Origin of the sequence: Corynebacterium sp. NML120713 (assembly GCF_001875735.1) — a bacterium.
Classification (GTDB): Bacteria; Actinomycetota; Actinomycetes; order Mycobacteriales; family Mycobacteriaceae; genus Corynebacterium; species Corynebacterium pseudogenitalium.
Map to the genome: position 1 here is coordinate 329,106 of NZ_MLCR01000005.1, position 26,913 is coordinate 356,018.

The window sequence follows — 26,913 nt, forward strand, 5'->3', positions numbered from 1 at the left end:
CACAGCGAGGCGGGGAAGGAGGTTCGATGAGTGACAAGCAACGCGTGACGTCTGCGCTATTAAGTGAGCGTGACGTTGAGCGAACAATTGCACGCATCGCGCACCAGATCATTGAAAAGAATGCGCTTGATTCGGAGTCTTCAGACACTCCAGTCCTATTGGGTATTCCTTCGGGGGGAGTGCCACTAGCAGAGCGGATCGCGGATGCGATTCAGTCTTTTACCGGGATCACCGTCCCCGTAGGCAGCCTGGATATTACGCTGTACCGAGACGATCTCCGAGACAAGCCTCATAGGGCGCTAATGCCGACGAACATTCCGGTTGAGATCAATAACGCAACCATAATCCTCGTAGATGATGTTTTGTTTTCCGGTCGGACCATCCGCGCGGCACTCGATTCGTTGCGAGATCTTGGTCGACCACGCACTATTCAGCTTGCAGTCCTAGTTGATCGTGGACACCGCCAACTACCAATTCGCGCCGACTACGTTGGCAAGAACATTCCAACCGCCATTGCTGAAGATGTCACGGTGTCTCTGACCCCAATTGATGACATCGATGCGGTGACGCTGACCAAGGAGGTCACCACCGAATGAAGCACCTGATTTCGATCGACGATCTCAGCGTTAACGACATTCACCTCATCATGGATGAGGCAGATCGGTTCCGAGAAACCCTCGAGGGTCGCGAGATTAAGAAGCTCCCAACGCTGCGTGGACGTACGATCTTCACGCTGTTTTACGAGAATTCAACGCGCACGCGCTCCTCGTTCGAGACTGCAGGTAAGTGGATGAGCGCTGACGTCATCAATATTTCTGCGTCCTCTTCTTCCGTGAAGAAGGGCGAGTCGCTGAAGGATACGGCCTCGACGATCGCTGCAGTCGGCGCTGACGCCATTGTCGTTCGCCACCCATCGTCTGGAGCAGCGAAACTCATTGCTGACTGGGTTCCTAATGTATCTGTCGTCAATGCGGGCGATGGCCAGAACCAGCACCCGACGCAGGCGCTCCTTGATGCGGTAACGATGCGTCAGAAGATTGGTGAAATCGCCGGCAAGAAAATCATCATTGTCGGCGATATTTTGCATTCAAGGGTCGCACGCTCCAACGTGCAACTGCTGTCGAAGCTTGGCGCGGATGTCGTACTCGTTGCACCACCAACCCTGTTGCCAGTTGGGGCGGAGGACTGGCCATGCCGTATCAGTTACGACTTTGATGCCGAGATTCCAGACGCGGACGTTGTAATGATGCTGCGCGTTCAGGCAGAGCGTATGCATGGCGGGTTTTTCCCATCGCACCGCGAGTACGCCACGCTGTTCGGACTCAGCAAACAGCGAGCACAGCAAATGAAACCTGGCGCCATCATCATGCACCCGGGCCCAATGCTGCGCGGTATGGAAATCAACTTTGATGTTGCAGACCGCGAAAATACTGCTGTACTGCAGCAGGTCTCAAATGGTGTTTATACGCGAATGGCTGTGCTGTTCGCTTTGTTGGCTGGAGAGGATAGCTAGAAATGTCAGTAATTGCATTGACAAACGTTCGGCCATACGGCGAATCCACCGTAAACGTCCTGATCAAAGATGGGCAGATTGCTTCGGTAGGGGAAGACGTCGATACCTCGAAGGCTGACGAAGTACTAGATGGTCAGGGTTGGGTGCTGCTGCCTGGCCTGGTGGACATGCACGTCCACCTCCGTGAGCCGGGCAGGGAAGATACGGAAACCATCGCCACAGGTTCCGACGCAGCTGCGAAGGGCGGTTTTACAGCCGTGTTTACGATGGCTAATACGCGGCCGGTGATTGACCAGCCATTCCTTGCTGAAGCGGTGTGGAACAAGGGGCAAAGCTACGGTAAGTGTGACGTGTACCCGGTTGGATCTATCACGCAAGGGCTTGAGGGCAAGCAGCTCACCGAGATGGGATTGATGTCGAAGTCCCATGTTCGTATGTTCTCGGACGACGGAAAATGCGTAAACGATCCACAAATCATGCGGCGCGCAATTGAATATGCGAAAGCATATGATGTGCTGCTCGCACAACACGCCGAGGATCACCGTCTGACTGAAGACGCCAGCGCTCACGAAGGGCCAATGGCTGCGAAGCTGGGCCTTCGTGGATGGCCGCGCGTAGCTGAAGAATCGATTGTCGCCAGGGATATGATCATGTCGCGCGATTACGGCGGACGTCTCCACGTCTGCCACGCTTCGACGGAAGGAACTGTTCAGCTCTTGCGCCTGGCGAAGCAGCATTCCTCAAAGATTACGGCGGAGGTTACACCGCACCATCTGCTGTTGACAGATGAGAAGCTGGAAACGTTTAACGGAAACTTCCGGGTAAACCCGCCGCTGCGTGAGCACAGAGACACAATTGCGCTTCGTGACGCTTTGCTGAACGGGATTATTGACGTAGTTGCGACGGACCATGCCCCGCACGGTTCGGAAGAAAAGTGTGTGGAGTTTGAACACGCGAAGCCAGGCATGCTGGGGCTCGAGACATCGCTGGCAATCATCGCGCGTGTCTTCGTTGAAGCGGGGTTGGCGGACTGGCGGTTCGTCGCAAAGGTAATGAGTGAGAGACCAGCTGAGATTTTGAGGCTGGAGGACCAGGGGAGACCGATTACTGCTGGCGAACCAGCAAACCTCACCTTGGTCGACCCGAATTCGCCGTGGACGGTAGAGCCGGAAGAGTTGGCGTCGAAGGCCTCGAACACACCATACGAGGGAATGCAGTTTAATGCGCAGGTCAAAATGACGATGCTGCGTGGAGCTATTACGTACCAAGCTGATAACGAGTAAAGGAACTAAACAATATGGTTAATGAACGTATCCCAGCGCTTCTCGTGCTTGGCGACGGAAAGGTTTTTCGAGGCTTCTCATTTGGGGCGAAGAAGCAGGTCTTCGGAGAGGCAGTGTTTAGCACCGCGATGACGGGCTACCAGGAAACGATGACTGACCCGTCCTACCACAAGCAGATCGTGACCCTTACAGCCCCACAGATCGGCAACACCGGTTGGAACGACGAAGACAATGAGTCCCACGACAACAAGATCTGGGCTGCTGGCCTTGTGATCCGCGATCTTTCCACCGTGCACTCGAGCTGGCGCGCAAAGCGCAGCCTTGCAGAACAGATGGAAAACGAAGGTATCCCGGGCGTCTACGGGGTGGACACTCGTACTCTGGTGCGTCATCTCCGCAATCACGGCTCTATTGCGGCAGGAATTTTCGTCGGTGAAGACACCGAGCGTCCAGTCGATGAGCTAGTGAAGCTGGTGAACGAGCAGCCTGCGATGGCTGGGGCAGACCTCAGCGAAGAGGTCTCGACGAAGCAGCCGTACACTATCCCCGCTGAAGGCGAGAAGCGTTACACCGTCGTCGCCTACGACATGGGTATTAAGACTGCTACGCCTATGCAGTTTGCACAACGGGGCATTGAGACCGTCGTGGTGCCGGCAAATACTCAGCTAAAGGATATTGAACAGTACCGACCGGATGGTGTGTTCGTCTCGAACGGTCCAGGAGACCCATCCACCGCAGACGAAATGGTGGCGATTGTTCGCGATATTATCGCTGCTGAGATTCCGTTCTTCGGGATCTGCTTCGGTAACCAAATCTTAGGTCGTGCGCTTGGCCTCGAGACATACAAGCTGCGCTACGGCCACCGGGGAGTCAACGTTCCGGTGAAGAACCTGCGCACGGGAAAGATTGATATCACGAGCCAAAATCACGGTTTTGCCCTCCGCGGCAAGGAAGGCGACACATTCGAGACAGATTTCGGCCCGGCGTCCATCACACATGTCTGCCTGAACGATGGCACCGTCGAAGGCGTGGCATTGGACAACAACATGGCGTACTCCGTGCAGTATCACCCCGAATCAGCCGCCGGACCGCACGATGCGAACCCGCTGTTTGACCAGTTCATCTCGTTGATGGACTCGAAGAGCCCGAACAACCAGTAACCAGCATTAGAGGAGATTCACACAATGAAGCGCGAAGATATCAACCATGTGATGGTTATTGGCTCCGGGCCAATCGTTATTGGCCAGGCGTGCGAGTTTGACTACTCGGGGACGCAGGCGTGCCGCGTCCTGAAGGAAGAAGGTCTACGAGTCACGCTCATTAACTCGAACCCGGCAACGATCATGACGGACCCGGAGTTTGCGGATCACACCTATGTTGAGCCGATTGACCCAAGCTACATCGACATGATCTTGGCCCGTGAAGCAGAGCAGGGGCATCCAGTCGATGCGATTCTGCCAACGCTCGGCGGTCAAACTGCCTTGAACGCAGCGATCCAACTTGAGCGCCAGGGTATCCTGGCAAAGCATAACGTGGAGCTTATTGGCGCAAACATCGATGCAATTGAGCGCGGTGAGGATCGGCAGAAGTTCAAGGACATCGTCGAGAAGATCGGCGGTGAATCTGCCCGCTCCCGCGTGTGCTACTCGATGGATGAAGTCCACGAGACTGTCCAGGAGCTTGGGCTTCCGGTCGTTGTCCGTCCTTCCTTCACCATGGGCGGTCTTGGCTCTGGTCTCGCGTTCACTATGGAGGACCTTGACCGCATCGCAGGTGGAGGACTTGACGCCTCCCCGGAGGCAAATGTGCTGATCGAGGAGTCTATTCTCGGCTGGAAAGAGTTCGAGCTTGAGCTTGTCCGCGACCGCAATGACAACGTCATAGTGGTCGCCTCAATCGAGAACGTTGATGCGCTTGGTGTCCACACAGGTGACTCTGTCACCGTCGCGCCGGCTATGACGCTGACGGATAGGGAGTTTCAGACCATGCGTGATCAGGGTATCGCCATTATCCGCGAAGTGGGCGTCGATACGGGTGGCTGCAATATTCAGTTCGCGGTGAACCCAACTGACGGGCGCATCATCACAATTGAGATGAACCCACGTGTCTCTCGCTCTTCGGCTCTTGCGTCGAAGGCGACGGGCTTCCCGATTGCAAAGATCGCCTCCAAGCTGGCTATTGGCTACACGCTGGATGAGATTCAAAACGACATCACCGGGGTGACCCCAGCCGCGTTTGAGCCGACGCTCGACTACGTCATCGTCAAGATGCCTCGCTTTACGTTCGAGAAGTTCCCTGGATCAGACGAGACGTTGGGCACCTCGATGAAGGCTGTTGGCGAAGCAATGGGCATTGGGCGCAACTACATCCAAGGCTTGAATAAGGTCATGCGGTCAATGGAAGAGAAGCCGAACGGTTTCTGGACGAAGCCGGATAGCTACTTTGCTGAAGGCCGTGAGAATGATGTGGATGCTGTCCTCCAGGATCTGCGCATCCCGACCGATAAGCGCATGTACGATGTTGAACTCGCGCTGCGCTTGGGCGCGAGCATCGAGCAGGTCTACGAAGCCAGTGGGATTGACCCGTGGTTCCTCGCTGAGTTGGCAGCGCTCGTTGAGTTCCGCCAGGCGCTTATCGACGCCCCCGTTCTCGACGCTGAGCTGCTCCGCGAAGCGAAAGTTTTCGGGCTCTCTGATGCACAGATTGCCGCGCTTCGCCCTGAGCTAGCCGGCGAAGATGGCGTACGTTCGCTCCGGTGGTCTCTTGGTGTCCACCCTGTATACAAGACCGTTGATACTTGCGCGGGTGAGTTCGAAGCGCAGACGCCGTATCATTACTCCGCGTACGAATGGGATCCGGAGGCAGAGTCTGAGGTCGCCTCCTCCGATAAGGAGAAGGTGCTGATCCTGGGCTCAGGCCCGAATCGCATCGGTCAAGGCATCGAGTTTGACTACTCGTGCGTCCACGCCGCGCTGGAGCTCTCGCGGGTTGGCTACGAGACAGTGATGATCAACTGCAACCCGGAGACCGTTTCCACTGACTACGACACGGCTGACAGGCTCTACTTCGAGCCTCTGACCTTCGAAGATGTCATGGAGATCTATCGCGCTGAGTCTCTGTCTGGCACGGTTGCAGGGGTTATCGTGCAGTTGGGTGGTCAGACGCCACTCGGGCTCGCGCAGCGACTCGCTGACGCCGGGGTACCGGTAGTCGGAACTACCTCCGAGGCCATCGATTCCGCGGAAGACCGCGGCGAGTTTGGCAAGGTGCTCGACGCTGCCAAACTGCCTGCGCCAGCGTACGGTACCGCCGTTTCTTTCGAAGAGGCACGTCGAGTAGCAAATGAGATTGGATACCCCGTCCTTGTTCGTCCTTCCTACGTGCTGGGCGGCCGAGGCATGGAGATTGTCTACGACGAGCAAAGCCTTGAAGACTACATCAATCGCGCAACCGAACTCTCGCCGGATCACCCTGTGCTTGTTGACCGCTTCCTAGATTCCGCAATTGAGATCGACGTCGACGTGCTGTCGGATGGTAAGGACGTCTACCTCGGTGGCGTCATGGAACACATCGAGGAAGCCGGCATCCACTCCGGCGATTCGGCTTGTGCACTGCCTCCGATGACCATTGGGCCAGAGGACATTGAAAAGGTGCGTCGTTCTGCAGAGGCGTTGGCGCACGGTATCGGTGTTACTGGTCTGATGAACGTACAGTTCGCGTTGAAAGACGACATCCTCTACGTCATTGAAGCCAACCCGCGTGCGTCGCGAACCGTTCCTTTCGTGTCGAAGGCGACCGGCGTACACCTAGCCAAGGCGGCTGCTCGTGTGATGATGGGTGCGACCATCGCAGAGCTGAAGGCCGAAGAGATGATCCCGAGTGACTACGACGGTGGCTCGCTGCCACTTGATCACCCAATCGCAGTGAAAGAGGCCGTGTTGCCGTTCAACCGCTTCCGTCGGCCGGACGGAGCGATGCTCGACACCATCCTTGGTCCAGAGATGAAGTCGACTGGCGAAGTGATGGGCTTAGCGCCGTCGTTCGGAGTTGCCTACGCGAAGGCTGAGGCAGCAGCCTTTGGCGCACTTCCGACGGAAGGCACAGTATTCGTTTCTGTCGCCAACCGTGACAAGAGAACCCTGATTTTCCCAATTCAGCGCCTTTCCACAATGGGATTCAAGATTCTGGCTACAGGCGGCACAGCCCAAATGCTGCGAAGGAATGGGATCCCTTGCGAGATCGTATTGAAGGCCTCAGACGTCCGAAACGGGGCGGAAGGCAAATCGATCGTCGACTGCATTAACGATGGTGAGATTGACCTGATTCTGAACACGCCCGCAGGATCTTCAGGTGCACGCCACGACGGATACGATATCCGCGCCGCAGCCGTTGCACACGGCGTACCACTCATGACGACAGTTCAGGGCGTTACCGCCGCAGTCCAAGGCATCGAAGCGCTTCGTGACAATGAAATCGCTGTCATGAGCCTTCAGGAACTTGAGTCCGAAACTCGGACTGAGAACGGAGATAAGTAGCCGTGTCCTTTGCGCTCGACTTACACAGTGCTGCCCGTGAACACGGGCAGCTGTGTGTGGGCATCGACCCGCATGCACAGATCCTTGAGCAGTGGGGTCTCCCAGATACCGTAGATGGCCTTGCCGCGTTTTCCGATGCCTGTGTTGAGGCGTTTGCCGGCCATGCAGCTGTGGTCAAGCCACAGGTCGCGTTCTATGAACGATTTGGATCCGCAGGCTTCCGCGTCCTAGAGCGACTCATTCAACGCTTCCGGGAGTCACGAACGCTTGTGATAGCAGATGCGAAGCGAGGGGATATCGGTTCGACAATGCAAGGGTATGCCGACGCTTGGCTTCGACCGGGATCGCCCCTAGAAGTGGATGCCCTCACGCTGACTCCGTTTCTTGGCGTTGGTTCCCTTGCCCCTGCAATCAACACTGCCTTCGAGTATGGGAAAGGAGTATTTGTTATGGCTGCTAACTCGAACCCGGAGGCGCAGGAGTTCCAATCTCAACAGATAGACGGTGTAACAATCGCGCAGCAGATGGTTGATGCCTGTGAGGCGCTGAATAGCACGCACCGTTCAGATGTGGGGATTGTGGTGGGGGCGACGCTCTCATACGCGCTTGATCTTTCGAGGTTTACTGGGCCAGTCCTTATGCCAGGCGTTGGCGCACAAGGGGCTAGCTTTAACGACGTTCGTGAGATCGCGGGGAAGAGAGTTGGGCAGTTTTATCCCAATATGTCACGTGGGATTCTTACTGCTGGTCCGGACCCAGATGAACTGCGAAAACGTGCTGTTGACCAGGCGAATTGGCAATAGGGACAGCTCGTATTTACCAGATTGCATAATTGCTGGTAGTTTAGTTGCGTCGATGCGTTGACGTGGCTAAACGCCATGCAATACATCATGAAGAAAACTTCCTAGTGCTACACTGGCTCGGAGCCGCTTGCTTAGTCCGGTACTATCGGGGCTGGTAAATCGCGGTCCGGTGCCAAAGCACTGGAGCAATAGAACTACTATTTACATGGAGGAAACCGTGGCACTTCCACAGTTGACCGATGAGCAGCGTAAGGCAGCACTTGAGAAGGCAGCAGAAGCGCGTAAGCAGCGTGCAGAGCTGAAGGCTTCGCTGAAGCGCGGCGACACGAACCTCGCTGAGGTTTTGGAGAAGGCAGCTACCGATGAAATTATCGGTAAGACCAAGGTCTCTGCGCTCCTGGAGGCTCTGCCAAAGGTTGGCAAGGTGAAGGCTCGCGAGATCATGGAAGAGCTTGAGATTGCACAGACGCGTCGTCTGCGCGGTCTGGGTGACCGTCAGCGCCGTGCCCTGCTTGAGCGCTTTGGTTTCTCCGAGGACTAATCCAGTGTCGACTCCCACTTCACGCGGTAATCTCGTAGTTCTGGCCGGTCCCTCGGCGGTAGGGAAGTCAACCGTTGTGCAGCGCTTGCGCACAGAAGTTCCTGAACTGTACTTCTCTGTCTCAATGACAACGCGCGCACCTCGGCCGGGCGAACAGGACGGCAAGGATTACTTCTTTGTTACGCCCGATGAGTTCCAACAGAAGATTGATTCGGGCGAGATGCTTGAGTGGGCAGATATCCATGGAGGGCTCCAGCGCTCCGGTACTCCAGCTTCTCCAGTGCGCGAGGCGTTGGAGGCTGGTCGGCCAGTCCTCGTCGAAGTCGACTTGGTTGGAGCTCGAAACATCAAAGGCTTGATGCCAGAGGCGGCCACCGTGTTCTTGGCCCCGCCGTCGTGGGAGATTCTTGTAGAGCGACTCACTGGCAGGGGCACGGAGACGCAAGAGGTGATCGAGCGTCGTCTGGAAACTGCCCGCAACGAGATTGCGGCACAGGACGAATTCGACAACGTCGTGGTCAATGACAACATCGATGACGCTGTCGCTGCTATAGTGGACCTTCTTGTGGGGTCTGACGGCCGAGACACTGACAATTAATTGAAGTACAACGAGAAGTAGGTTGAATTGAGCACGATCAACAGCGATCTGTTGCAAGATGGCTCTGCGGGCGACGCGGAAGAAAAAGCATACGACACCCCTGATGGTATTACCGCACCCCCGATTGATGAGCTACTGACGAAGGTTTCGTCGAAGTACGCCTTGGTAATCTTTGCGGCCAAGCGCGCCCGCCAAATCAATAGCTACTACCAGAACTCAGACGAGGGCGTTTTTGAGTTCATCGGGCCATTGGTGACGCCAGAGCCGGGTGAGAAGCCGCTTTCGATCGCGCTTCGTGAGATCAACTCGAGTTTGCTCGAGCACGAAGAGGGCATGTAACTCCCCGCACCCTCATATCACACACTTGCCCCGCAGTGGCTCCCTAATGGAAGCGGCTGCGGGGTTTTGCGTACACTCTGTTGCTATGAACGAAGTGAGCAAGGTAGTCGTTGGCGTTTCGGGCGGTATCGCAGCGTACAAAGCCTGTCAGATTGTTCGCGGATTTCGCGAGCAGGGGGTTGACGTACGGGTTATTCCGACAGAAAACGCCTTGAAGTTTGTAGGTGCGGCCACTTTTGAGGCGCTGTCTGGCGCTCCGGTAGACACTGATGTTTTTTCGCGCGTTGATGAGGTGCAGCACGTACGAATCGGGCAGGATGCGGACGTCATTGTGGTGGCTCCTGCTACTGCAGACTTTCTGGCGCGCGTGGCTGGTGGGCGCGCTGATGATCTCTTAACTTCCACACTGCTCATGGCAACGTGTCCCGTCGTGCTTGCTCCGGCAATGCATACTGAGATGTGGAACAATCGCGCTACGCAACACAACGTGTCGGTCCTTCGCTCTCGGGGGTACACCGTACTGGAGCCAGCGCATGGGCGGCTGACGGGCAAGGACAGTGGGGCAGGTCGGCTTCTCGACCCCTCGCAGATTGTCAAGCTGACAGAGACCGTGGCTGCTACCGGGCCAATTGAGCAAACGCTCAAGGGCAAAAGAGTGTTGATCAGTGCCGGAGGCACTCGGGAGCCACTTGATCCTGTCCGATTCTTGGGGAATCATTCCTCCGGCAAGCAAGGTTTTGCTCTGGCAGAAATTGCAGCACAAAGAGGTGCCCATGTTGATATCGTCGCGGGTGCCATTGACCACTTGAGCATCCCCGCTGGTGCTGAGATACATCGTGTCACTACTGCTCTCCAGATGAATGAGGCGATGCGCAGCCTTGCTCCACAAGCCGACATCATCGTTATGGCTGCTGCTGTAGCTGATATGAGGCCACGGCATGCGGCGCAGAAGAAACTGAAGAAAGATGATAACAGTCAAGAGCTTTCTCAGGTGGACCTGGTTGCAAACCCCGATATTTTGCAGGGACTTGGTGAGATGAGGAAAAAGGGGCTTACCTCTGCGACGATTGTTGGGTTCGCTGCGGAGACCGATAACGAACTTGAGAACGCCCGGCGCAAGCTGCAGCGCAAGGGAGTGGACGGTCTGATGGTGAATTCGGTGGCGCAGGGAGCTGTCTTCGGGCAGGCACACAATCAGGGGTGGTTCCTTGATAGTTCGGGTCGGGAACAGGCGATTCCGCATGGTACAAAGCTGGAAGTTGCAGTGCACCTGCTGGATAAGGTTGAGTCACTCCACATGTAGAAACGACGTTTGAGTTATTAGACCGAGTGGTCTACTCTAAGGTGCATTGCATCAACGGTTGGCGTTGGTACGTCTTCGCTGGCCATTCTCTGTAGGAACGAAAGAGCAAAAGGAAGACCGCTTTGTCTACACGTGATACTGGTACGTACTACCGTTTATTCACCAGTGAATCGGTGACTGAAGGTCACCCCGACAAGATCTGCGACGCAATTTCGGACGCGATTTTGGACGACATGCTCAAGCAGGATCCGTCCTCGCGTGTCGCTGTAGAAACCTTAGTGACGACCGGTCAGGTGCACGTGGTGGGTGAGGTACAAACCGAGGCTTACTCAAACATCGCCAAGATTGTCCGCGACAAGTTGGTCGGAATCGGGTTTTCCTCGTCGGAGGTGGGCTTTGATGGCCGTACATGTGGAGTGAACATCGCCATCGGCGATCAGTCTGCTGAAATTTCGGACGGCGTTAGTTTTTCTCAGGAGTCGCGCGAGAACGACACCATCGAAGCGCTCAACCAAACAGGTGCTGGTGATCAGGGGCTGATGTTTGGTTACGCTACGAATGAAACCGAAGAGTACATGCCGCTACCAATTGCGCTTGCGCACCGACTTGCGCGACGCTTGACCGAGGTGAGAAAGATGGGCACCGTTGTGGGCTTGCGCCCGGACGGTAAGACTCAGGTGACGTTCGCTTACGACGGCGACACCCCAGTGGCACTGGATACCGTGGTTATTTCCACGCAACACGACCCGGACTTCGTCGGAGAGGAACTCGAGAACGCGCTCCGTACCCATGTGCTCGAGTGGGTAATCGCTGACGCTGGGTTAGAGAAGTTCTACACGGATGACACCAAGCTACTGATTAATCCCTCGGGTTCGTTTGTGCTTGGGGGCCCGATGGGAGACGCCGGGTTGACTGGGCGAAAGATCATCGTAGACACATATGGTGGCATGGCCCGGCACGGCGGTGGTGCGTTTTCCGGCAAGGATCCATCAAAGGTTGACCGCTCTGCTGCGTACGCAACTCGTTGGGTTGCCAAGAATATTTGTGCAGCTGGTTTAGCAGACCGCGTCGAGGTGCAGGTAGCGTACGCGATTGGGCGAGCAACCCCGGTTGGCCTCTACGTTGAGACGTTTGGCACCGCAGCTGAAGGACAGACGAACGAGTCAATTCAGCAGGCTGTGGAGAAGGTCTTTGACCTTCGTCCGGCTGCAATCATCAAAGAACTTGACTTGCTTCGCCCAATTTATGCCCAAACGGCTGCGTACGGTCACTTTGGACGCACGGATGTCGACTTGCCGTGGGAGCGTTTGGACAAGGTAGATGACCTGCGCGCTGCAGCAGGGGTATAAGGCACGGCTGAATGTCGAAGCAGCCCGCAACCTTCCTTCCTGTCGCCAAGGTGCTACCCCAGCTTGGGTTGGCACATCTAGACCGCACCTTTGACTACTACGTAGCTGAGGAGCAGTCAGAAGATGCGCAGCCGGGAACGCGGGTGCGGGTGCGGTTCGCTGGTCGACTTGTTGATGGGTTGATTCTTGGCCGGACGGAGGCCCCTGAGCATGTAGGTAACTTGCGGTTCCTCGAGCGCGTGATTTCATCGGAGGTCGTCGCTCCAATCCAGTTACGCCAGCTTGTCGACGCACTCGCTGAGCGCTATGCCGGCGTCAGGTCTGATATCTATCGCTCAGCGATCCCTCCTCGACATAAGAAAGCTGAAGAGACAGACACTTCTACACCTTGGGCGGAGCTTGGTGCGGCCACCGAGCCAGATCTTTCGGGATGGAGTACATATCAATACGGTGAATCATTCGTCGATGCTGTGCTTGCCAGAAAGCTAGTGCGAGCAGCGTGGCAGGTTGCACCAGGTGCTCCGTGGGCAGGTCCTGTTGCTGCTTTGGCTGCAAAAGTCGCGCTTGACGGTGGCGGAGCACTCATCGTCGTACCGGACCAGCGAGATGTAGATAGCCTCGAAGCACAGTTGAAGAAGGTGGTCGGGCCTCGGCAGATAAGCACGCTCACTTCTGCACAGGGTCCGCAGGCAAGGTATTCACGATATCTTTCGGCATTGCATGGGCAGGCCCGAATCGTGGTGGGGACTCGCTCTGCCGCGTTTGCGCCGGTACAGGATCTTCGACTGCTTGTGCTCATGGATGACGGCAACGACAATCTTGTTGATCCGCGTGAGCCGTATGTGCATGCTCGCGAGGTCTTGACGACGCGCTCCGCGCTTGAGCACGTCCCTTTAATCATCGGTGGTGTCGCAAGAACTGCAGAAACCCAAATGCTGGTCGAATCGGGTTGGATGCATGGGTTGGAGGCGTCGAAAGGCACGATTCGAGAGCGGATGCCGCGGATCTATGCAGCGGGGGATTCCGACATCGCACTAGAACGTGACCCACGTGCAAGGCAAGCAAGGCTTCCTTCTGCGGCGTTCCAAGCAGCAAAGCGGGCTCTTGAGCGTAATCGCCCGGTGCTGTTTCAGGTGCCTCGTGCTGGATACATTCGTGCGCTGGCTTGCGGTGATTGCCGCACCCCATCGCGGTGTCGTGCGTGCAATGGACCGCTCGAGTTGCCACAAAGTGGGGATGCCTCCGCACCAACCTGCCGGTGGTGTGGCCGCATAGATCCGTCTTATCGTTGTGTTGCATGTGGTTCGCGAAAGCTGCGCGCAGTGGTATTGGGCACAGACCGGACAGCAGAGGAGCTTGGCCGAGCATTTCCTCATGTTCGTGTGCGGAACTCCTCGGGCGAGAAGGTACTCGCTGAGGTTGAGCCTCAGGCACAGCTTGTTGTAGCCACGCCCGGCGCGGAACCCGTAGTGGAAGGCGGGTACGGAGCAGCGGTGCTGATGGATGCGTGGGCGCTGCTGCAACGTCCAGACTTGCGAGCGGCTGAAGAGACATATTCGAGATGGATAGCGGCTGCAGCGCTGGTTGAGCCCCATGAACGCGGCGGGGAGGTCGTCGTGACCGCTGATCCGGGAATTGCGGTTGTGCAGTTCTTCCTGCGCTGGGATCCGTCCGGCTATGCGGCGCTTGAGCTTGGACATCGAAGAGAGGTTTCGTTTCCGCCAGCTGCTCACGTAGCAGTGGTGGACGCACCACGTGTCGCTTTGGAAGATTTTTTCGCACATACGACGCTTCCTTTAGCTGCTGAGTTGTTGGGGCCTGTCGACTTACCGAGCGGGGTCTCATTACCTGGCACTTGGGACGAGCAGCAGTTCGGCCCTGCGCAGCGCATGCTGGTGAGGTGCGCAGTGCAAGAACGGAATGAGCTAGGTCGTGCTTTACGGGCTGGAGTGATCAGTAGAGCGACGCGCAAGCAGGATTTACCGCTGCGGGTGCAGGTTGACCCTCTGCATATTGGATAGTGTTGCGCCCGTGGAGCCGAGAGGTGGGTAGACTATCGATCCATGACAGTTCGCAGGCTTCGATTGCTCGGGGATCCTGTGCTCAATGAAGTAGCTCAAGAGGTTACTGAGTTTGGCGCTGGGATTCGCACGCTGGTCAATGACATGTTCGACACAATGGATAACGCAGGTGGTGTTGGCTTGGCTGCAAATCAGATTGGCCACAGCCTGAGGGTGTTCGTCTTCGATTGTCAGGGGCTTCGGGGACACATTGTGAACCCGTCGTGGTCGCCGCTTTCTGGGGATAGTCAGCTGGGTACTGAAGGGTGTCTGTCCATTCCCGGTATTAGGGCCGATGTGGAGCGATATCGCTCCGTAGTCTGCAACGGTGTCGACGCAGAGGGACATCCGTTGTCGATCCTGGGAACAGGACTCCTCGCGCGGTGCATTCAGCACGAGACTGACCACCTTGACGGCGTTGTGTTCTTGGAGCGTCTGTCTGCGGAAGAAAAGAAACAAGCTATGTCACAAGTTCGAACATCAACGTGGTGGAAGGAACGGTAATGCGTATTGTGTTTGCTGGGACGCCAGAACCTGCAGTCGTGGCGCTGGAGGCGTTGCTTCATTCAGAGCATGAAGTAGTTGCGGTGCTCACGCGCCCTGACGCGCCGAAGGGGAGAGGGCGGACGCTTCACCCGTCGCCGGTTAAGAAAGTTGCGCTTGAGCATGGCATTGAAGTACTTGAGCCGAGGACATTGCGTGGTAATGCAGAAATCGTCGAACGTCTACGTGCGATTGCTCCAGATGCGATTCCCGTAGTAGCGTACGGCAACCTTGTTCCACCTGAGCTGCTCGACTTGCCTCAGCACGGGTGGGTGAACCTCCACTTCTCGCTTCTGCCTGAGCTCCGGGGAGCAGCTCCAGTCCAGGCTGCAATCTTGTCGGGATTGACGGCGACCGGTGCCACGACATTCCGCATCGATGAGGGACTCGATACAGGTCCAGTTCTGGCTACGTTTGAGGAAGCGATTTTGCCTACCGATACCGCGGACGATCTCTTGACCAGGCTTGCGTACGAGGGTGCTGACTTGCTTGTTGCCACGATGGATGGTCTCGCCAGTGGCAGCATAGTACCGGAACCACAGCCCGTGGATGGCACATATGCCCCGAAAATTCAGAGCAAGGATGCTCGGATTCAGTGGGATTGTGACGCCGAAGTAGTTGATCGTACGATCCGCGCATACACGCCAGGACCTGGTGCGTGGACAATGCTCGGTGAGCAGCGTGTCAAAATCGGGCCGGTGTCGATTGGTGACTCGGATACGCTTGGCGCGGGCGAAGTGGCCGTCGAAAAGAATCGGGTGCGAGTTGGGACTGGGACAGTCGATGTGATCTTGCAAGAGATACAACCGCCTGGGAAGAAGCGTATGGCTGCAGATGCGTGGGGGCGCGGGCTCGCAACCGAGACTATTGAGGCAGGGGTGAAATTTGTATGAGCGGAGGGTTCCGATCCCGGTCTGCGGGGCGTCGTAAGCCTGCGACAGTAAGCAAGAAGACGGCGAAGGTTGCACAAAAGCGAACCAACCAGCAAGCGCCAAAGGTTGATATTGGTGACCCTGCTCGTGAGGCAGCGTGGTCGACGCTGATGCGCGTCGACATAGACGGGGCGTTCGCGAACTTGGTCTTGCCGGGAATACTCCGTGAACACAAGGTGCGTGGCAAGGATGCTGCATTTGCTACGGAGCTGACGTATGGAGCACTGCGATCGCTCGGTGTGATTGATGCGGTTCTTCAGGAGTGCTCGAGCCGCGCTATTGCTGATCTCGATGCTGAGGTACGCGCAGCTCTGCGATTAGGCGCTTACCAGTTGCTGTACACCAGAGTCGGGCAGCATGCCGCGGTTGATACTTCGGTGCGCTTGGTTATCGGCGCTGGGAAACAGGGCGCGAAAGGTTTTGTTAATGCGGTGCTGCGAACGATGAGCCGGCAACCCTCGAAGCACTGGATTGACACCTGCAAGCCCAATGAGCCACTGGAGCGCATCGCCTTCGAGCACGCGCACCCTGCTTGGATTGCTCGTTCTTTTGCAACGGCGTTAGGGGTTGAAGCAGATGATCCGGAGCTGGCCGAGGCCCTCGAAGCTGACTCGGAGCGTCCCATCGTGCATCTTGTCGCACGACCCGGCGAGATCTCCGCGGAGGAGTTGGCACTCATCACTGGTGGCGACATTGGCAAGTACTCCCCGTATGCCGTGTATTTGCCTGAGGGGAACCCAGGTGAGCTGCAACCGGTACGCGATGGTTTCGCCGCGGTACAAGACGAAGGCTCTCAGTTGATTGCGCGGGCGCTTGTCCAAGCGGCCGTCGCTGACGACCAGGGACGCTGGTTGGACCTCTGCGCAGGCCCGGGTGGCAAGGCTGCGTTCATCGGTTCCTTGGCGGCAATTGATGGTGCACGCGTTGATGCAGTCGAGGTTGCGCTCACCGTGCGGAGCTTGTGCAGAAGGCGACGAAAGGTTTGCCGGTCAGTGTTCGCACAGGGGACGCGACAACCATTGAGCTCGAGTCTGGATACGACCGAGTGCTTGTCGACGCCCCCTGTTCCGGCCTCGGATCGTTGAGGCGTCGGCCTGAAGCACGCTGGACGAAGCACGAGTCAGATATCGCTTCGCTCACCCAGCTACAGCTCAAGCTGCTCAACACAGCCATTACTGCGACAAAGCCTGGTGGCGTAATCGTGTACTCGACATGTTCGCCAGATGTTCGGGAGACCAGAGGCATCGTTGACGCTGTGCTGGCCACTGGCAAAGTCGAGGAGTGCGACGCACAGCAACTTGTTGCGCCAATGGAAAACGTCGGACCACATCGTAGTGTGCAGATGTGGCCACACCGCCACGGAACTGACGCGATGTTCTTCGCAGTTCTTCGCAAGAAAACACTAGGGTAGAGGCATGATTTATATTGCGCCGTCCATCCTCGCCGCGAACTATGCAGCTCTCGGCGAAGATGTTGAGAAAGTTCCGAACGCCGACATGCTCCACGTAGACATCATGGACGGTCATTTTGTGCCGAACCTTTCTTTTGGTCCGGATGTGACCAAAGCAGTCAACGGGGTGACCGACCAGTTTCTCGACATGCACCTCATGATCGAGGAACCTGAGCAGTGGTTCGAGACCTATGCCAACGCTGGTGGTGATCGAATGATTTTCCACGTCGAGGCAACGAATGACCACGTCGCTGCTGCGAAGCAGTGCCGTGAATTAGGCGTGCAGGCGGGATTTGCTATTAAACCGGGCACACCAATCGAGCCATACCTCGACGATCTTGAGCATTTCGAGGAAGTGCTCGTGATGAGTGTGGAGCCCGGTTTTGGCGGACAGAAGTTCATGCCGGAAGTGCTCTCGAAGGTGTTTACCCTGCGTGACCACATTCGCGCTGCTGGCTTGTCCACGGTAATTGGGATCGATGGTGGCATCGCCAACTCCACAATTGCTCAGGCGGCCGAGGCCGGTGTGGACGCCTTCGTGGCTGGATCCGCAGTATTCGGCGCAGATAATCCCGCTGAGGCAGTAGATACGCTGCGTCGGATGGCAAAGGAAGCGGCTGGCGTCGCGTGATCGAAGCAGCTATCGCAGCAGGGGATGCAGTCCGCGGGACTACGAGTCCCAATCCACCAGTTGGATGTGCGTTGTATAGCCCAGACGGAGTTCTAGTCGCTACCGGCGCGACGGCCCCCGTCGGCGGGCCACATGCGGAGGTTCAAGCACTTCGTAAGGCAGGAGCTCGTGCAGAAGGCGTTACAGCCGTTGTCACGTTGGAGCCGTGTAACCACACTGGACGAACTGGCCCGTGCACAGAGGCACTGATTTCTGCGGGTGTTGCCAAGGTTGTGTATCTCACGGCTGACCCGAATCCTCTCGCTACAGGCGGTGCTCAGCGGCTTGAAGCCGCGGGTATCGACGTCCGCTTCGAGCCTTACCGCGTTGAAGCCCTTCAGCCTTGGATTTCCTCCATACGCCACAATCGGGTCAGCGTGACCGCGAAGTTTGCGATGACGTTGGATGGGTTCACCGCAGCGATTGACGGCTCCAGCAAGTGGATTACCGGACCTGAGGCGCGCCAGTTCGTGCACCGTGACCGCGCTCAACGCGACGCCATCATCGTTGGGACCGGAACCGCGATCACTGACAATCCTTCGCTCACCGCGCGTAGACCGGATGGAAGCCTGTATCCGCACCAGCCTCGCCGCGTTGTAATCGGCACGAGAGAAGTGCCCGAAGGAAACTTACGCGAGCTAGGCTTTTTGCAGTATCCGACCCCTGAGGCAGCATGCGCAGAACTTTGGGAACTTGGCTGCCGTGACGTACTTGTTGAGGGTGGAGCGAATCTCCTCAGCAGCTTCTTTACCCGCGGTGTTGTCGACCGGGTGCAAGCATATATTGCGCCAAAACTGCTAGGCCAAGGTCGCTCGGTGCTGGACGTTGCACTGGCGCGTACGATAGGCGACGCATTCGAATTTAAGATCTGCGACGTGCACCAACTTGGCGAGGACGTATTGATAGAAATGGAGACTGCATAGTGTTTACAGGACTGGTTGAGGAAGTTGGTTCGGTGGCGTCAATCGAGCCACTCGACGACGCAGTTCGGATCCGTATCGGCGCAGAGACCGTACTTGCAGGAGTGGAACTTGGAGACTCGATTGCTGTCGACGGGGTGTGTCTCACAGTAGTTGAGGCCACAGAAAATTCTTTTACTGCAGACGTCATGCTTGAAACTTTGCGTCGTTCCCGTATCGGTGAATACAAGGAAGCAACCCTGGTCAATCTTGAGCGCGCACTAGCAGTGGGAGACCGACTTGGTGGTCACATTGTGCAGGGGCACGTCGATGCAGTGGCGACACTTCAACATCGCTCGCCTGGTGAGCACTGGGACGTACTGCGGTTTTCGCTCCCTGAAAAAGTACGAAAGTACGTGGTGGAAAAGGGCTCTATCACGATCAGCGGGATCTCGTTGACCGTCTCTGCAGTAGGAGATGGTTGGTTTGAAGTTTCGCTCATCCCTGCGACCCTACAGGCGACAACCGCAGGCTCATGGAAATCAGGTGATTCGGTCAACATCGAAGTCGATATCATTGCCAAATACGTTGAGAACATGGTGAGGCACTAACATTGGGTTCCATGAATGCTCCTCAGGACTCCGTTGGACGTAATTCGCAGCTAGACACCGTCGAAGATGCAGTAGCAGCTATTGCTCGCGGTGAAGCAGTCGTTGTTGTTGACAACGAGGATAGGGAGAACGAGGGGGACCTCATCTTCGCCGCCGAGTTCGCAACCCCAGAGCTCGTAGCGTTTATGGTGCGATACACCTCCGGATACATTTGCGTCCCGCTCGAGGACGAGCGCGCAGATGAACTGCAGTTGCCACCGATGGTGGCGCACAACGAAGATGCACGAGGTACCGCCTATACGGTCACTGTCGATGCAGCGACAGGATCGACAGGTATTTCCGCAACATCGAGAGCTGAGACTATTCGACGCCTCGTCGATACGAAGTACGGGCCGCACGACTTCACTCGTCCGGGCCATATCGTGCCTCTGCGCGCACGCAAGGGAGGGGTGCTCACGCGGGATGGACATACCGAGGCCTCAATCGATCTCGCGCGCTTGGCAGGACTTACTCCGTGCGGTGTGCTCTGCGAAATTGTGTCCGAGGAGGATCCGACGGATATGGCGCGGTTTGATGAACTGCGCAAGTTCAGCGACCGGCACGGTCTCAAGATGATCTCCATCGAGCAGCTTATTGCTTATCGACGCCGCCATGAGATGACAGTCGAGCGCACTGTCGAAACCAAGTTGCCGACCGAGTTCGGTACGTTTGCCGCGTACGGTTATCGCAATCGCATCGATGGTTCCGAGCACATCGCATTGGTAGTCGGGGACGTCGCGAACTGTGACGATGTACTTGTGCGGGTTCACTCCGAGTGCTTGACGGGGGATGCCTTTGCGTCGAAGCGGTGCGACTGTGGTCCGCAGCTCCACGAGTCGATGCGTCGGCTTCAAGAAAAGGGTTGTGGTGTGCTCGTGTATGTTCGCGGGCACGAAGGTCGCGGTATCGGTCTCCTCGCCAAGCTCGAGGCCTATCGCCTGCAAGACCAGGGCCTTGACACCGTTGATGCCAACCTTGAGCAGGGGCTGCCCGTCGATGCCCGCGAGTATTCGGTTGCCGGACAGATTTTGAAAGACCTTGGTATCATTTCGTTTACACTGTTATCCAATAATCCGGAAAAGGTGGAAGCGCTCAGCGGCTTCGGTCCGATCGTGAAAGAGCGGGCTCGAATCGAAATTGTGCCTACTCACGAGAACATCCGGTATTTACGAACCAAGCAGTTGCGCATGGGGCATGATCTCCCGTTGGCTGCTTCGTGGACTGAGCAGGAGGACGATTAGATGGCAAGTGTCGGTGCACCTGATGCGCAGACGATAAGTGGCGAGGGCTATACAGTCGCCATTGTTTCGACACTGTGGAACCAGAAAATCGTGGAGCGTCTCCGGGACCGGGCGATCTCGACTGCCCGAGAAATGGGTGCTAAGTATGCGGAATTTACCGTCGCTGGCGCGTTAGAATTGCCGGTTGTGGTGCAGGCCTGTGCTCAGCGTTACGACGCTGTCGTAGCGCTAGGGTGCGTAATTCGAGGTGAGACGGCGCACTTTGAGTACGTTTGTGACTCGGTGACCGCAGGGTTGACCCGCATCGCACTCGACGAATCAACGCCCGTCGGAAACGGAGTACTCACCGTCGAAGAAGAAGACCAGGCCTACGAGCGTGCTGGTGGAGAGGACGCGAAGGAAGACAAGGGCGCGGAAGCCGTGCAGGCAGCAATCGGTGCCCTCATCGAGCTTGAAAAAGTCCGAGCGACCCCGAAGAAAGATTCATAACTGAAAGAACGTAGCGTGTGCTACGGCAGCGAGGAGTAAAGAGTAGTGAGCGAAGAACAGTCGGTTGCACGCAAGATTGATGAAGCGGAGCTTGCATACCTCAACGCACTAGACCCACACGCTTCGATCTCGACTAAGCCGTGGGAGCTGACGATTCGGTCCCCATTTCTGAAGAAAGTCGCAGCTGTATGCATTCTTGTGCTGATGGCCGTGCACATCTTCATGGCCGCCGTCGTTGACGTGGAATTTTCGGGCCTCACAATTACGTGGCTCGACAAGTTTGCTTTCGTTGGAGTCGGTATCATCCTCTCGATTCTGACCTGGCTCGTGTTGACGCGGCCGTGCGTCCAGGTCAATGAGGATGGTGTCGAGGTAGCCAACATTATCGGGACGCGATTTTACCCCTGGCTAGTTATCTATGGGCTTTCGTTCCCAAAGGGCGCCCGAATGGCCAGGCTAGAGCTTCCGGACTTTGAATACGTTCCACTGTGGGCGATTCAGGCTGCAGATAAAGAGCTAGCGTTGCATGCAGTTGCGGAGTTCCGCGAGCTCGAAGCTAAGTACATGCCGTCAGAATAGGGAACGCGGAGCGTTTTGGCTGATCCCACTTCCTACCGTCCGGCTCCAGGGACGATCCCCACCGACCCAGGTGTTTATAAGTTTCGCGACCCTCATGGTCGCGTCGTCTACGTCGGTAAGGCGAAGAACCTGCGAGCTCGACTCAGCAACTATTTCCAGCCACCGGCGCAGCTCCATCCGCGAACGCGCCAGATGGTATTTACCGCCAGCTCCGTGGAGTGGACGGTTGTAGCGAGCGAAGTTGAGGCGCTGCAGCTTGAGTACACGTGGATCAAGAAATTCGATCCCTGGTTCAACGTCATGTACCGGGATGACAAGACGTATCCCATGCTCGCTGTGAGCGTGAAAGAGCGCTACCCCCGGGCATTCTTCTACCGGGGGCCGAAACGAAAAGGTGTCCGCTACTTTGGGCCGTTCTCGCACGCGTGGGCCGTACGCGAAACGCTTGATCTATTGACGAGAGTGTTTCCGATTCGTACCTGTTCGAACGGTGTGTTTAATCGACATGAGTCGCTCGGGAGACCATGCCTGTTGGGCTACATCGATAAGTGTTCGGCACCGTGCGTACAACGTGTTGATCAACAGGAATATGACGAGATTGTTGCCGGGTTCCTCTCGTTTATGGGCGGACGAACAGAGCACGTTGTCAGATCCCTCAAGCAGCAAATGGCTACTGCGGCAGAAGAACTCGAGTTTGAAAAGGCAGCGCGTCTTCGCGATGACCTTGGCGCACTGGACAAAGTGATGGAGCGCCAAGCCGTAGTGTTCAGCAGCGATACGGATGCTGACATCATTGCTATCGACAGCGATGAGCTGGAAGCAGCTGTGCAAATCTTTAACGTTCGTGGTGGTCGCATTCGTGCCCAGCGAGGCTGGGTCGTTGAGAAGACCGGCGACGAACCCGGCAGTTTGGACCGGTTAGAAGAGGGGGAAAAGGACCCTGCAGTTCCCACACTGATGCAGGACTTTCTGGTTCAGTACTACTCAGATGCCGTTGAGCGTGACGCCCAGGAGCGAAAAGAAGACCTACAGATTACAGAGCAATTCCGACGAAGGGGCGTCGATAAGCAATCGCATCGCGAAGCGGTGCCGAGTATTCCGGTGCCGCGTGAAATCCTTGTTGCGGAACTTCCAGAAGAGTTGGCCGACGTCTCTACGCTATTGACACAGCTTCGAGGTGCGCAGGTTGACATCCGCGTGCCGCAACGTGGCGACAAAGCAGCGTTGCTGGAGACAGTCCACCGCAATGCCGCTGAAGCACTCTATCAGCACAAGCTGAAACGCGTAGGCGATCTCACTGCCCGTTCACAGGCATTGCAGGATATTCAGTCGGCGCTTGGCATGGATGAAGCTCCGTTACGAATTGAGTGCACCGACATTTCTCATATTCAGGGCACAGACGTTGTGGCGTCGCTGGTTGTGTTTGAAGATGGTCTGCCGAAGAAGAACGATTACCGGCGATACCAAATTAAAGAAGCAGCCGGCGATGGGCGCTCCGATGATGTTGGATCGATAGCTGAGGTCACTCGACGGAGGTTTAAGCGCTACCACGAGGACAAACTCGCCAATCCCGACGAAGAAGTAAGCAAGATGATGTTTGCGGAGGAGGCGAGTGAGGTTGCTTCCACCGGCAATCAACGATTTGCCTATCCACCACAATTGTTTATCGTCGACGGCGGAAAACCACAGGTAAACGCAGCACAGGCGGTATTCGATGAGCTTGGTATCGTGGATGTACAGCTCATCGGGCTGGCAAAGCGACTAGAAGAAATCTGGGTTGCCGATGACGATGAACCAATCATTTTGCCCAGAAACTGCGAGGGTATGTACCTGCTGCAACAGATACGAGACGAGGCTCACCGCTTCGCGATCACCTATCACAGACAGCAGCGTTCGAAACGGATGAGAGCATCAGTACTGGACAACGTACCGGGGCTGGGGCCTGCTCGGCGAAAAGAACTGGTGAAGCATTTCGGCAGTGTCAAACAGATTCGCAAGGCTTCGCTTGAGCAATTGCAGGAGGTAGCGGGGGTCGGGCCGAAGTTGGCAGAGACGATTTACAAGCACCTACACAAGGACATCGAAGCCTAGCTAGTATGGGCCTATGACTTCGCCTTTATTACCTGCATCCGAATCTCGTCGCCCTGTGATAATCACCGGGCTTTCTGGTGGTGGTTTGTCGACTGCCGCGAAAGTTTTTGAAGATAAGGGATACTTCGTTTCCCAGAATCTGCCTCCGCAGCTCATTCTTGATCTTGTCGAGATGTCAACTGCGGACGATTCCCCCGTTGACCATCTTGCTGTAGTCACTGATGTACGTGCCAGGATGTTCAATGGCTCGTTAATGGAGACGATTGAGGCGATTGAGGCAAAAGGCCTATCTCCGTTCATCTTATTTCTCGACGCCCGCGATGAAGTCCTTATCCGCCGATTCGACAGTGTGCGACGTACGCACCCGTTGCAGGGCAATGACACGCTGAAAGAGGGGATCGAACGGGAGCGAAAGGAGATCGCCCCGGTTCGGGAGCGTGCAGATCTCATTATTGATACGACACACCTCTCAGTTCACGACCTGCGTCGGTCGATTGAGGCCTCTGTTGGCGACCTCTCTGCACCGAAACAGCACGTCACCGTGGAGTCGTTTGGGTTTAAACACGGGACCCCTCGTGATGCGGATTTAGTGTTGGACGTACGGTTTTTGCCAAATCCGTTTTGGATCCCCGAGCTTCGGGAGTTTCGAGGTATCGATGCACCAGTCGCAGACTATGTTCTGTCGCAGCCTGGAGCGAAGGCATTCGTCGATAACTTCTTGACAATGCTGAAGGATATGCTCAAGGGCTACCGTCATGAAGGTAAGGACTTTATCACTGTTGGGATCGGCTGTACTGGCGGGCACCACCGGTCAGTCGCAGTTTCGGAGGAGATTGTACGCAGGCTTCGGGAGTCCGATGACGTGGACGTCAACGTCTTGCACCGTGACTTGGAACGCAACTAGCTGCTCTTTATCGTTGGAAAGAAGCACTGATTAAATTATGGGACCTGCATTTACTTGCCTTGGGGGAGGGCACGGTTTATACCAAACACTATTGGCGGCGCGGGCGGCTGAGGCTCGAGCCATCCACGCCGTGGTAACAGTTGCTGACGACGGAGGCTCATCCGGTCGGCTACGCCGTGAGATGGATATCATTCCGCCTGGTGACCTGCGGATGGCGCTCTCAGCCCTGACCGCGGATGACGAAGATGGCGCTCTGTGGAGAGATACATTACAACACCGATTTGGCGGAAATGGAGCGATGGCAGGGCACGCAGTTGGCAATCTGCTCCTTGCCGGACTAAGCGAGGAACTCGGCGATATTCAGCAAGCGTTGGACGTCATCGGCTCATGGACAGGCGCACAGGGCAGGGTTGTTCCTATGAGTCCTATGCCTCTCGACATTGAGGCCGATGTCGCGGGGTTAGACGACGACCCCCGTGTTTTGCGTTCTGTTCGCGGTCAAGTTGCCGTTGCCACCACACCCGGAACTGTGCGACGCGTCCGCCTTTTGCCCCACAATCCTCCCGCAACCGACGAAGCAGTGCAGGCGATCATGGACGCAGAAGTGGTGACAATCGGGCCTGGATCGTGGTTTTCGTCGGTGATTCCGCATCTACTCGTTCCGGACATTGTCCGCGCGTTGAATGAGACGTCCGCGTTGGTAGTTGTAGTGCTGAATCTTTCTCCGGAGGCAGGAGAGACACCGGGATTTAGCACGGAACGCCATATTCATGTCTTCGAGCAGCACGCTCCGAACCTGCATGTTGATGTGTTCCTGGCTGATAACTCAATTAGCCCGACGGAGGGCGAACGCGTTCATCTTGGGCGCGCCGCGGATCGAGTTGGTGCAACTGTACTGTTCCGAGATATTCATGAAGTTGATGATCAGCACCGCAACACAAACCGGCATGATCCACGCAAGCTTGCACATGAGCTGCTATCTCTCGTTCGTGATTTTCACGCATAACGTGCGCTACACTAATCCACCGATGTTTTTGTAGAAAGGATCACTCGGTGTCGCTGACCGCCAAAACCAAAGAAGAGCTGCTTCGAACTCCAATAGGAGCGAAGTCTGCTGCGGCCGCCGAGGCATCCGCGTTAGTTCGGTTTGCAGGAAAACTTGACGCCTCAATCCACGGGGTAACTATGATTGCGGATTTCGCGGAAGAGGCGGTGGCACGTCGCTTAATCCTGATTCTTGAAACTCTTTTCATGAGCTCACCAAAGTTCGCCGTGGTTTCACCTGGCTCGGCGACAAAGGAAACGAAATACGAAGTACGTCTAGATACTGGTGTTGAAGCGCTGTATCGGCGTCTAAATCTTCGGACGCAGTCTGGTCATCTCGTGGTAGGTATGCCCCCGCAAATCGTTTCGGGAGAAATTGCTGAAGTTGAAGCCGCGTGGCGGGGTGCGTTCCTCGCTAGGGGAGCGCTCACAGAGCCGGGCCGAACTGCCGCTTTAGAGGTCGAGTGCCCATGCGAGGAAGCTGGGCTTGCCCTAGTGGGGTTAGCGCGTCGTCTTGGGTGCCACATCAGAATGCGGGAGACTCGCGGTGTTGAGCGTGTACATGTCCGTGATGCGGAGACGATAGGGGTGCTTCTCAGTCGAATGGGTGCGCCTCTTGCTCGCCTGGAGTGGGACGCAAAACTTCGGGAGAAGCAAGCGCAGATGCGTGGCGGTCAACGGTTGGCAACTTTTGACGACGCCAACACCCGCAGAAGCGTACATGCTGCGACGGTAGCCGCTCAGCGTGTGGAACGTGCGATGGAGATCCTCGGCGACGATGTGCCTGAGCATCTCGCCGAAGCCGGATACCTGCGTGTTGAGCACCGGCAAGCCTCGCTTGAAGAACTTGGCCGGTTGGCTGACCCACAGATGACGAAGGATGCGGTCGCTGGGCGAATTCGTCGGCTGTTGTCCCTTGCTGACAAGCGGGCTGCTGAGCTCGGTATAGCGAACACTCGCGGTAAAGACACGAAGGCAACATAGAGCGTTCTGGGGCGCTCCCAGACCGCCCTGTGTGCAACATCACAATTCCGGGGGATAGCGCACAAGCAGTTTCGCCAGATACGCCCCGCGGGGGTAAAAGAGATTACCTTTGT

The 26,913-nt window shown here is 56.4% G+C and carries 24 protein-coding genes and 1 pseudogene; all 25 read left to right on the forward strand.

Features of this window, described 5'->3' with window-relative positions:
- Positions 1-26: 26 nt before the first annotated feature.
- The 25 genes and pseudogenes from pyrR to whiA all read left to right on the forward strand — a co-directional run bounded on the left by pyrR (position 27) and on the right by whiA (position 26,800).
- Positions 27-596: a bifunctional pyr operon transcriptional regulator/uracil phosphoribosyltransferase PyrR gene (pyrR, locus tag BJP06_RS01630; RefSeq protein WP_071572589.1), complete on the forward strand. Its 570-nt coding sequence runs from the start codon at positions 27-29 to the stop codon at positions 594-596.
- Complete coding sequence (locus BJP06_RS01635; protein ID WP_071572590.1) at positions 593-1,513, forward strand: aspartate carbamoyltransferase catalytic subunit; 921 nt, start codon at positions 593-595, stop codon at positions 1,511-1,513. The genes pyrR and BJP06_RS01635 overlap by 4 nt, the downstream gene beginning before the upstream one ends.
- A gap of 2 nt (positions 1,514-1,515) precedes the next feature.
- Entirely contained in the window at positions 1,516-2,796 is a 1,281-nt protein-coding gene (locus tag BJP06_RS01640) for a dihydroorotase (protein WP_070362401.1), read from the forward strand.
- 14 nt (positions 2,797-2,810) lie between these two features.
- On the forward strand, positions 2,811-3,956 hold the full coding sequence (gene carA, locus BJP06_RS01645; RefSeq protein ID WP_071572591.1) for a glutamine-hydrolyzing carbamoyl-phosphate synthase small subunit: 1,146 nt from the start codon (positions 2,811-2,813) through the stop codon (positions 3,954-3,956).
- Between the two features lie 24 nt (positions 3,957-3,980).
- Entirely contained in the window at positions 3,981-7,331 is a 3,351-nt protein-coding gene (carB, locus tag BJP06_RS01650; protein WP_071572592.1) for a carbamoyl-phosphate synthase large subunit, read from the forward strand.
- A 2-nt stretch (positions 7,332-7,333) separates the two neighbouring features.
- Positions 7,334-8,134, forward strand: a complete 801-nt coding sequence (gene pyrF / locus BJP06_RS01655; RefSeq protein WP_070477054.1) for an orotidine-5'-phosphate decarboxylase — start codon at positions 7,334-7,336, stop codon at positions 8,132-8,134.
- Positions 8,135-8,351: 217 nt separating this feature from the next.
- Positions 8,352-8,675, forward strand: coding sequence for an integration host factor, actinobacterial type (gene mihF / locus BJP06_RS01660; protein ID WP_070363511.1), 324 nt, complete (start codon positions 8,352-8,354; stop codon positions 8,673-8,675).
- 4 nt (positions 8,676-8,679) lie between these two features.
- Positions 8,680-9,273 (forward strand): guanylate kinase, encoded by a 594-nt coding sequence (gmk, locus tag BJP06_RS01665; protein WP_070362405.1) that lies wholly within the window; start codon positions 8,680-8,682, stop codon positions 9,271-9,273.
- A gap of 36 nt (positions 9,274-9,309) precedes the next feature.
- Positions 9,310-9,612: a DNA-directed RNA polymerase subunit omega gene (rpoZ, locus tag BJP06_RS01670; protein WP_240492815.1), complete on the forward strand. Its 303-nt coding sequence runs from the start codon at positions 9,310-9,312 to the stop codon at positions 9,610-9,612.
- An 85-nt stretch (positions 9,613-9,697) separates the two neighbouring features.
- Positions 9,698-10,915: a bifunctional phosphopantothenoylcysteine decarboxylase/phosphopantothenate--cysteine ligase CoaBC gene (gene coaBC, locus BJP06_RS01675; RefSeq protein WP_083433152.1), complete on the forward strand. Its 1,218-nt coding sequence runs from the start codon at positions 9,698-9,700 to the stop codon at positions 10,913-10,915.
- Positions 10,916-11,037: 122 nt separating this feature from the next.
- Entirely contained in the window at positions 11,038-12,264 is a 1,227-nt protein-coding gene (metK, locus tag BJP06_RS01680) for a methionine adenosyltransferase (protein WP_070477058.1), read from the forward strand.
- A gap of 11 nt (positions 12,265-12,275) precedes the next feature.
- Positions 12,276-14,285, forward strand: coding sequence for a primosomal protein N' (locus BJP06_RS01685; RefSeq protein ID WP_071572593.1), 2,010 nt, complete (start codon positions 12,276-12,278; stop codon positions 14,283-14,285).
- A gap of 42 nt (positions 14,286-14,327) precedes the next feature.
- Positions 14,328-14,828 (forward strand): peptide deformylase, encoded by a 501-nt coding sequence (def, locus tag BJP06_RS01690; protein ID WP_071572594.1) that lies wholly within the window; start codon positions 14,328-14,330, stop codon positions 14,826-14,828.
- The gene (gene fmt, locus BJP06_RS01695) at positions 14,828-15,760 is read left to right on the forward strand and encodes a methionyl-tRNA formyltransferase (RefSeq protein ID WP_071572595.1); all 933 of its coding nucleotides are present in this window, start codon (positions 14,828-14,830) and stop codon (positions 15,758-15,760) included. The genes def and fmt overlap by 1 nt, the downstream gene beginning before the upstream one ends.
- A pseudogene (locus tag BJP06_RS01700) lies at positions 15,757-17,210 on the forward strand (RsmB/NOP family class I SAM-dependent RNA methyltransferase). Before fmt ends, BJP06_RS01700 begins: the two are co-directional and overlap by 4 nt.
- Positions 17,211-17,214: 4 nt before the next feature.
- Positions 17,215-17,880: a ribulose-phosphate 3-epimerase gene (gene rpe / locus BJP06_RS01705; RefSeq protein WP_070362413.1), complete on the forward strand. Its 666-nt coding sequence runs from the start codon at positions 17,215-17,217 to the stop codon at positions 17,878-17,880.
- The gene (gene ribD, locus BJP06_RS01710; RefSeq protein ID WP_143110518.1) at positions 17,880-18,842 is read left to right on the forward strand and encodes a bifunctional diaminohydroxyphosphoribosylaminopyrimidine deaminase/5-amino-6-(5-phosphoribosylamino)uracil reductase RibD; all 963 of its coding nucleotides are present in this window, start codon (positions 17,880-17,882) and stop codon (positions 18,840-18,842) included. The genes rpe and ribD overlap by 1 nt, the downstream gene beginning before the upstream one ends.
- Positions 18,842-19,429, forward strand: coding sequence for a riboflavin synthase (locus BJP06_RS01715; protein WP_070362415.1), 588 nt, complete (start codon positions 18,842-18,844; stop codon positions 19,427-19,429). Before ribD ends, BJP06_RS01715 begins: the two co-directional genes overlap by 1 nt.
- Before the next feature lie 11 nt (positions 19,430-19,440).
- Entirely contained in the window at positions 19,441-20,709 is a 1,269-nt protein-coding gene (locus tag BJP06_RS01720) for a bifunctional 3,4-dihydroxy-2-butanone-4-phosphate synthase/GTP cyclohydrolase II (protein ID WP_071572674.1), read from the forward strand.
- Positions 20,710-21,198 (forward strand): 6,7-dimethyl-8-ribityllumazine synthase, encoded by a 489-nt coding sequence (gene ribH / locus BJP06_RS01725; RefSeq protein WP_071572598.1) that lies wholly within the window; start codon positions 20,710-20,712, stop codon positions 21,196-21,198. It abuts the gene before it with no gap.
- Between the two features lie 45 nt (positions 21,199-21,243).
- Positions 21,244-21,777 carry a PH domain-containing protein gene (locus tag BJP06_RS01730; RefSeq protein ID WP_070362417.1) on the forward strand — a complete coding sequence of 178 codons (534 nt, stop codon included), beginning with the start codon at positions 21,244-21,246 and terminating at the stop codon, positions 21,775-21,777.
- Positions 21,778-21,792: 15 nt separating this feature from the next.
- Positions 21,793-23,868: an excinuclease ABC subunit UvrC gene (uvrC, locus tag BJP06_RS01735; RefSeq protein WP_071572599.1), complete on the forward strand. Its 2,076-nt coding sequence runs from the start codon at positions 21,793-21,795 to the stop codon at positions 23,866-23,868.
- Positions 23,869-23,881: 13 nt separating this feature from the next.
- A complete protein-coding gene (gene rapZ / locus BJP06_RS01740; RefSeq protein WP_071572600.1) occupies positions 23,882-24,772 on the forward strand; it encodes an RNase adapter RapZ in 891 nt (296 codons plus the stop codon).
- A gap of 37 nt (positions 24,773-24,809) precedes the next feature.
- Entirely contained in the window at positions 24,810-25,778 is a 969-nt protein-coding gene (yvcK, locus tag BJP06_RS01745; protein WP_070477072.1) for a uridine diphosphate-N-acetylglucosamine-binding protein YvcK, read from the forward strand.
- Positions 25,779-25,825: 47 nt separating this feature from the next.
- Entirely contained in the window at positions 25,826-26,800 is a 975-nt protein-coding gene (gene whiA / locus BJP06_RS01750) for a DNA-binding protein WhiA (RefSeq protein WP_070362421.1), read from the forward strand.
- Positions 26,801-26,913 lie beyond the last annotated feature (113 nt).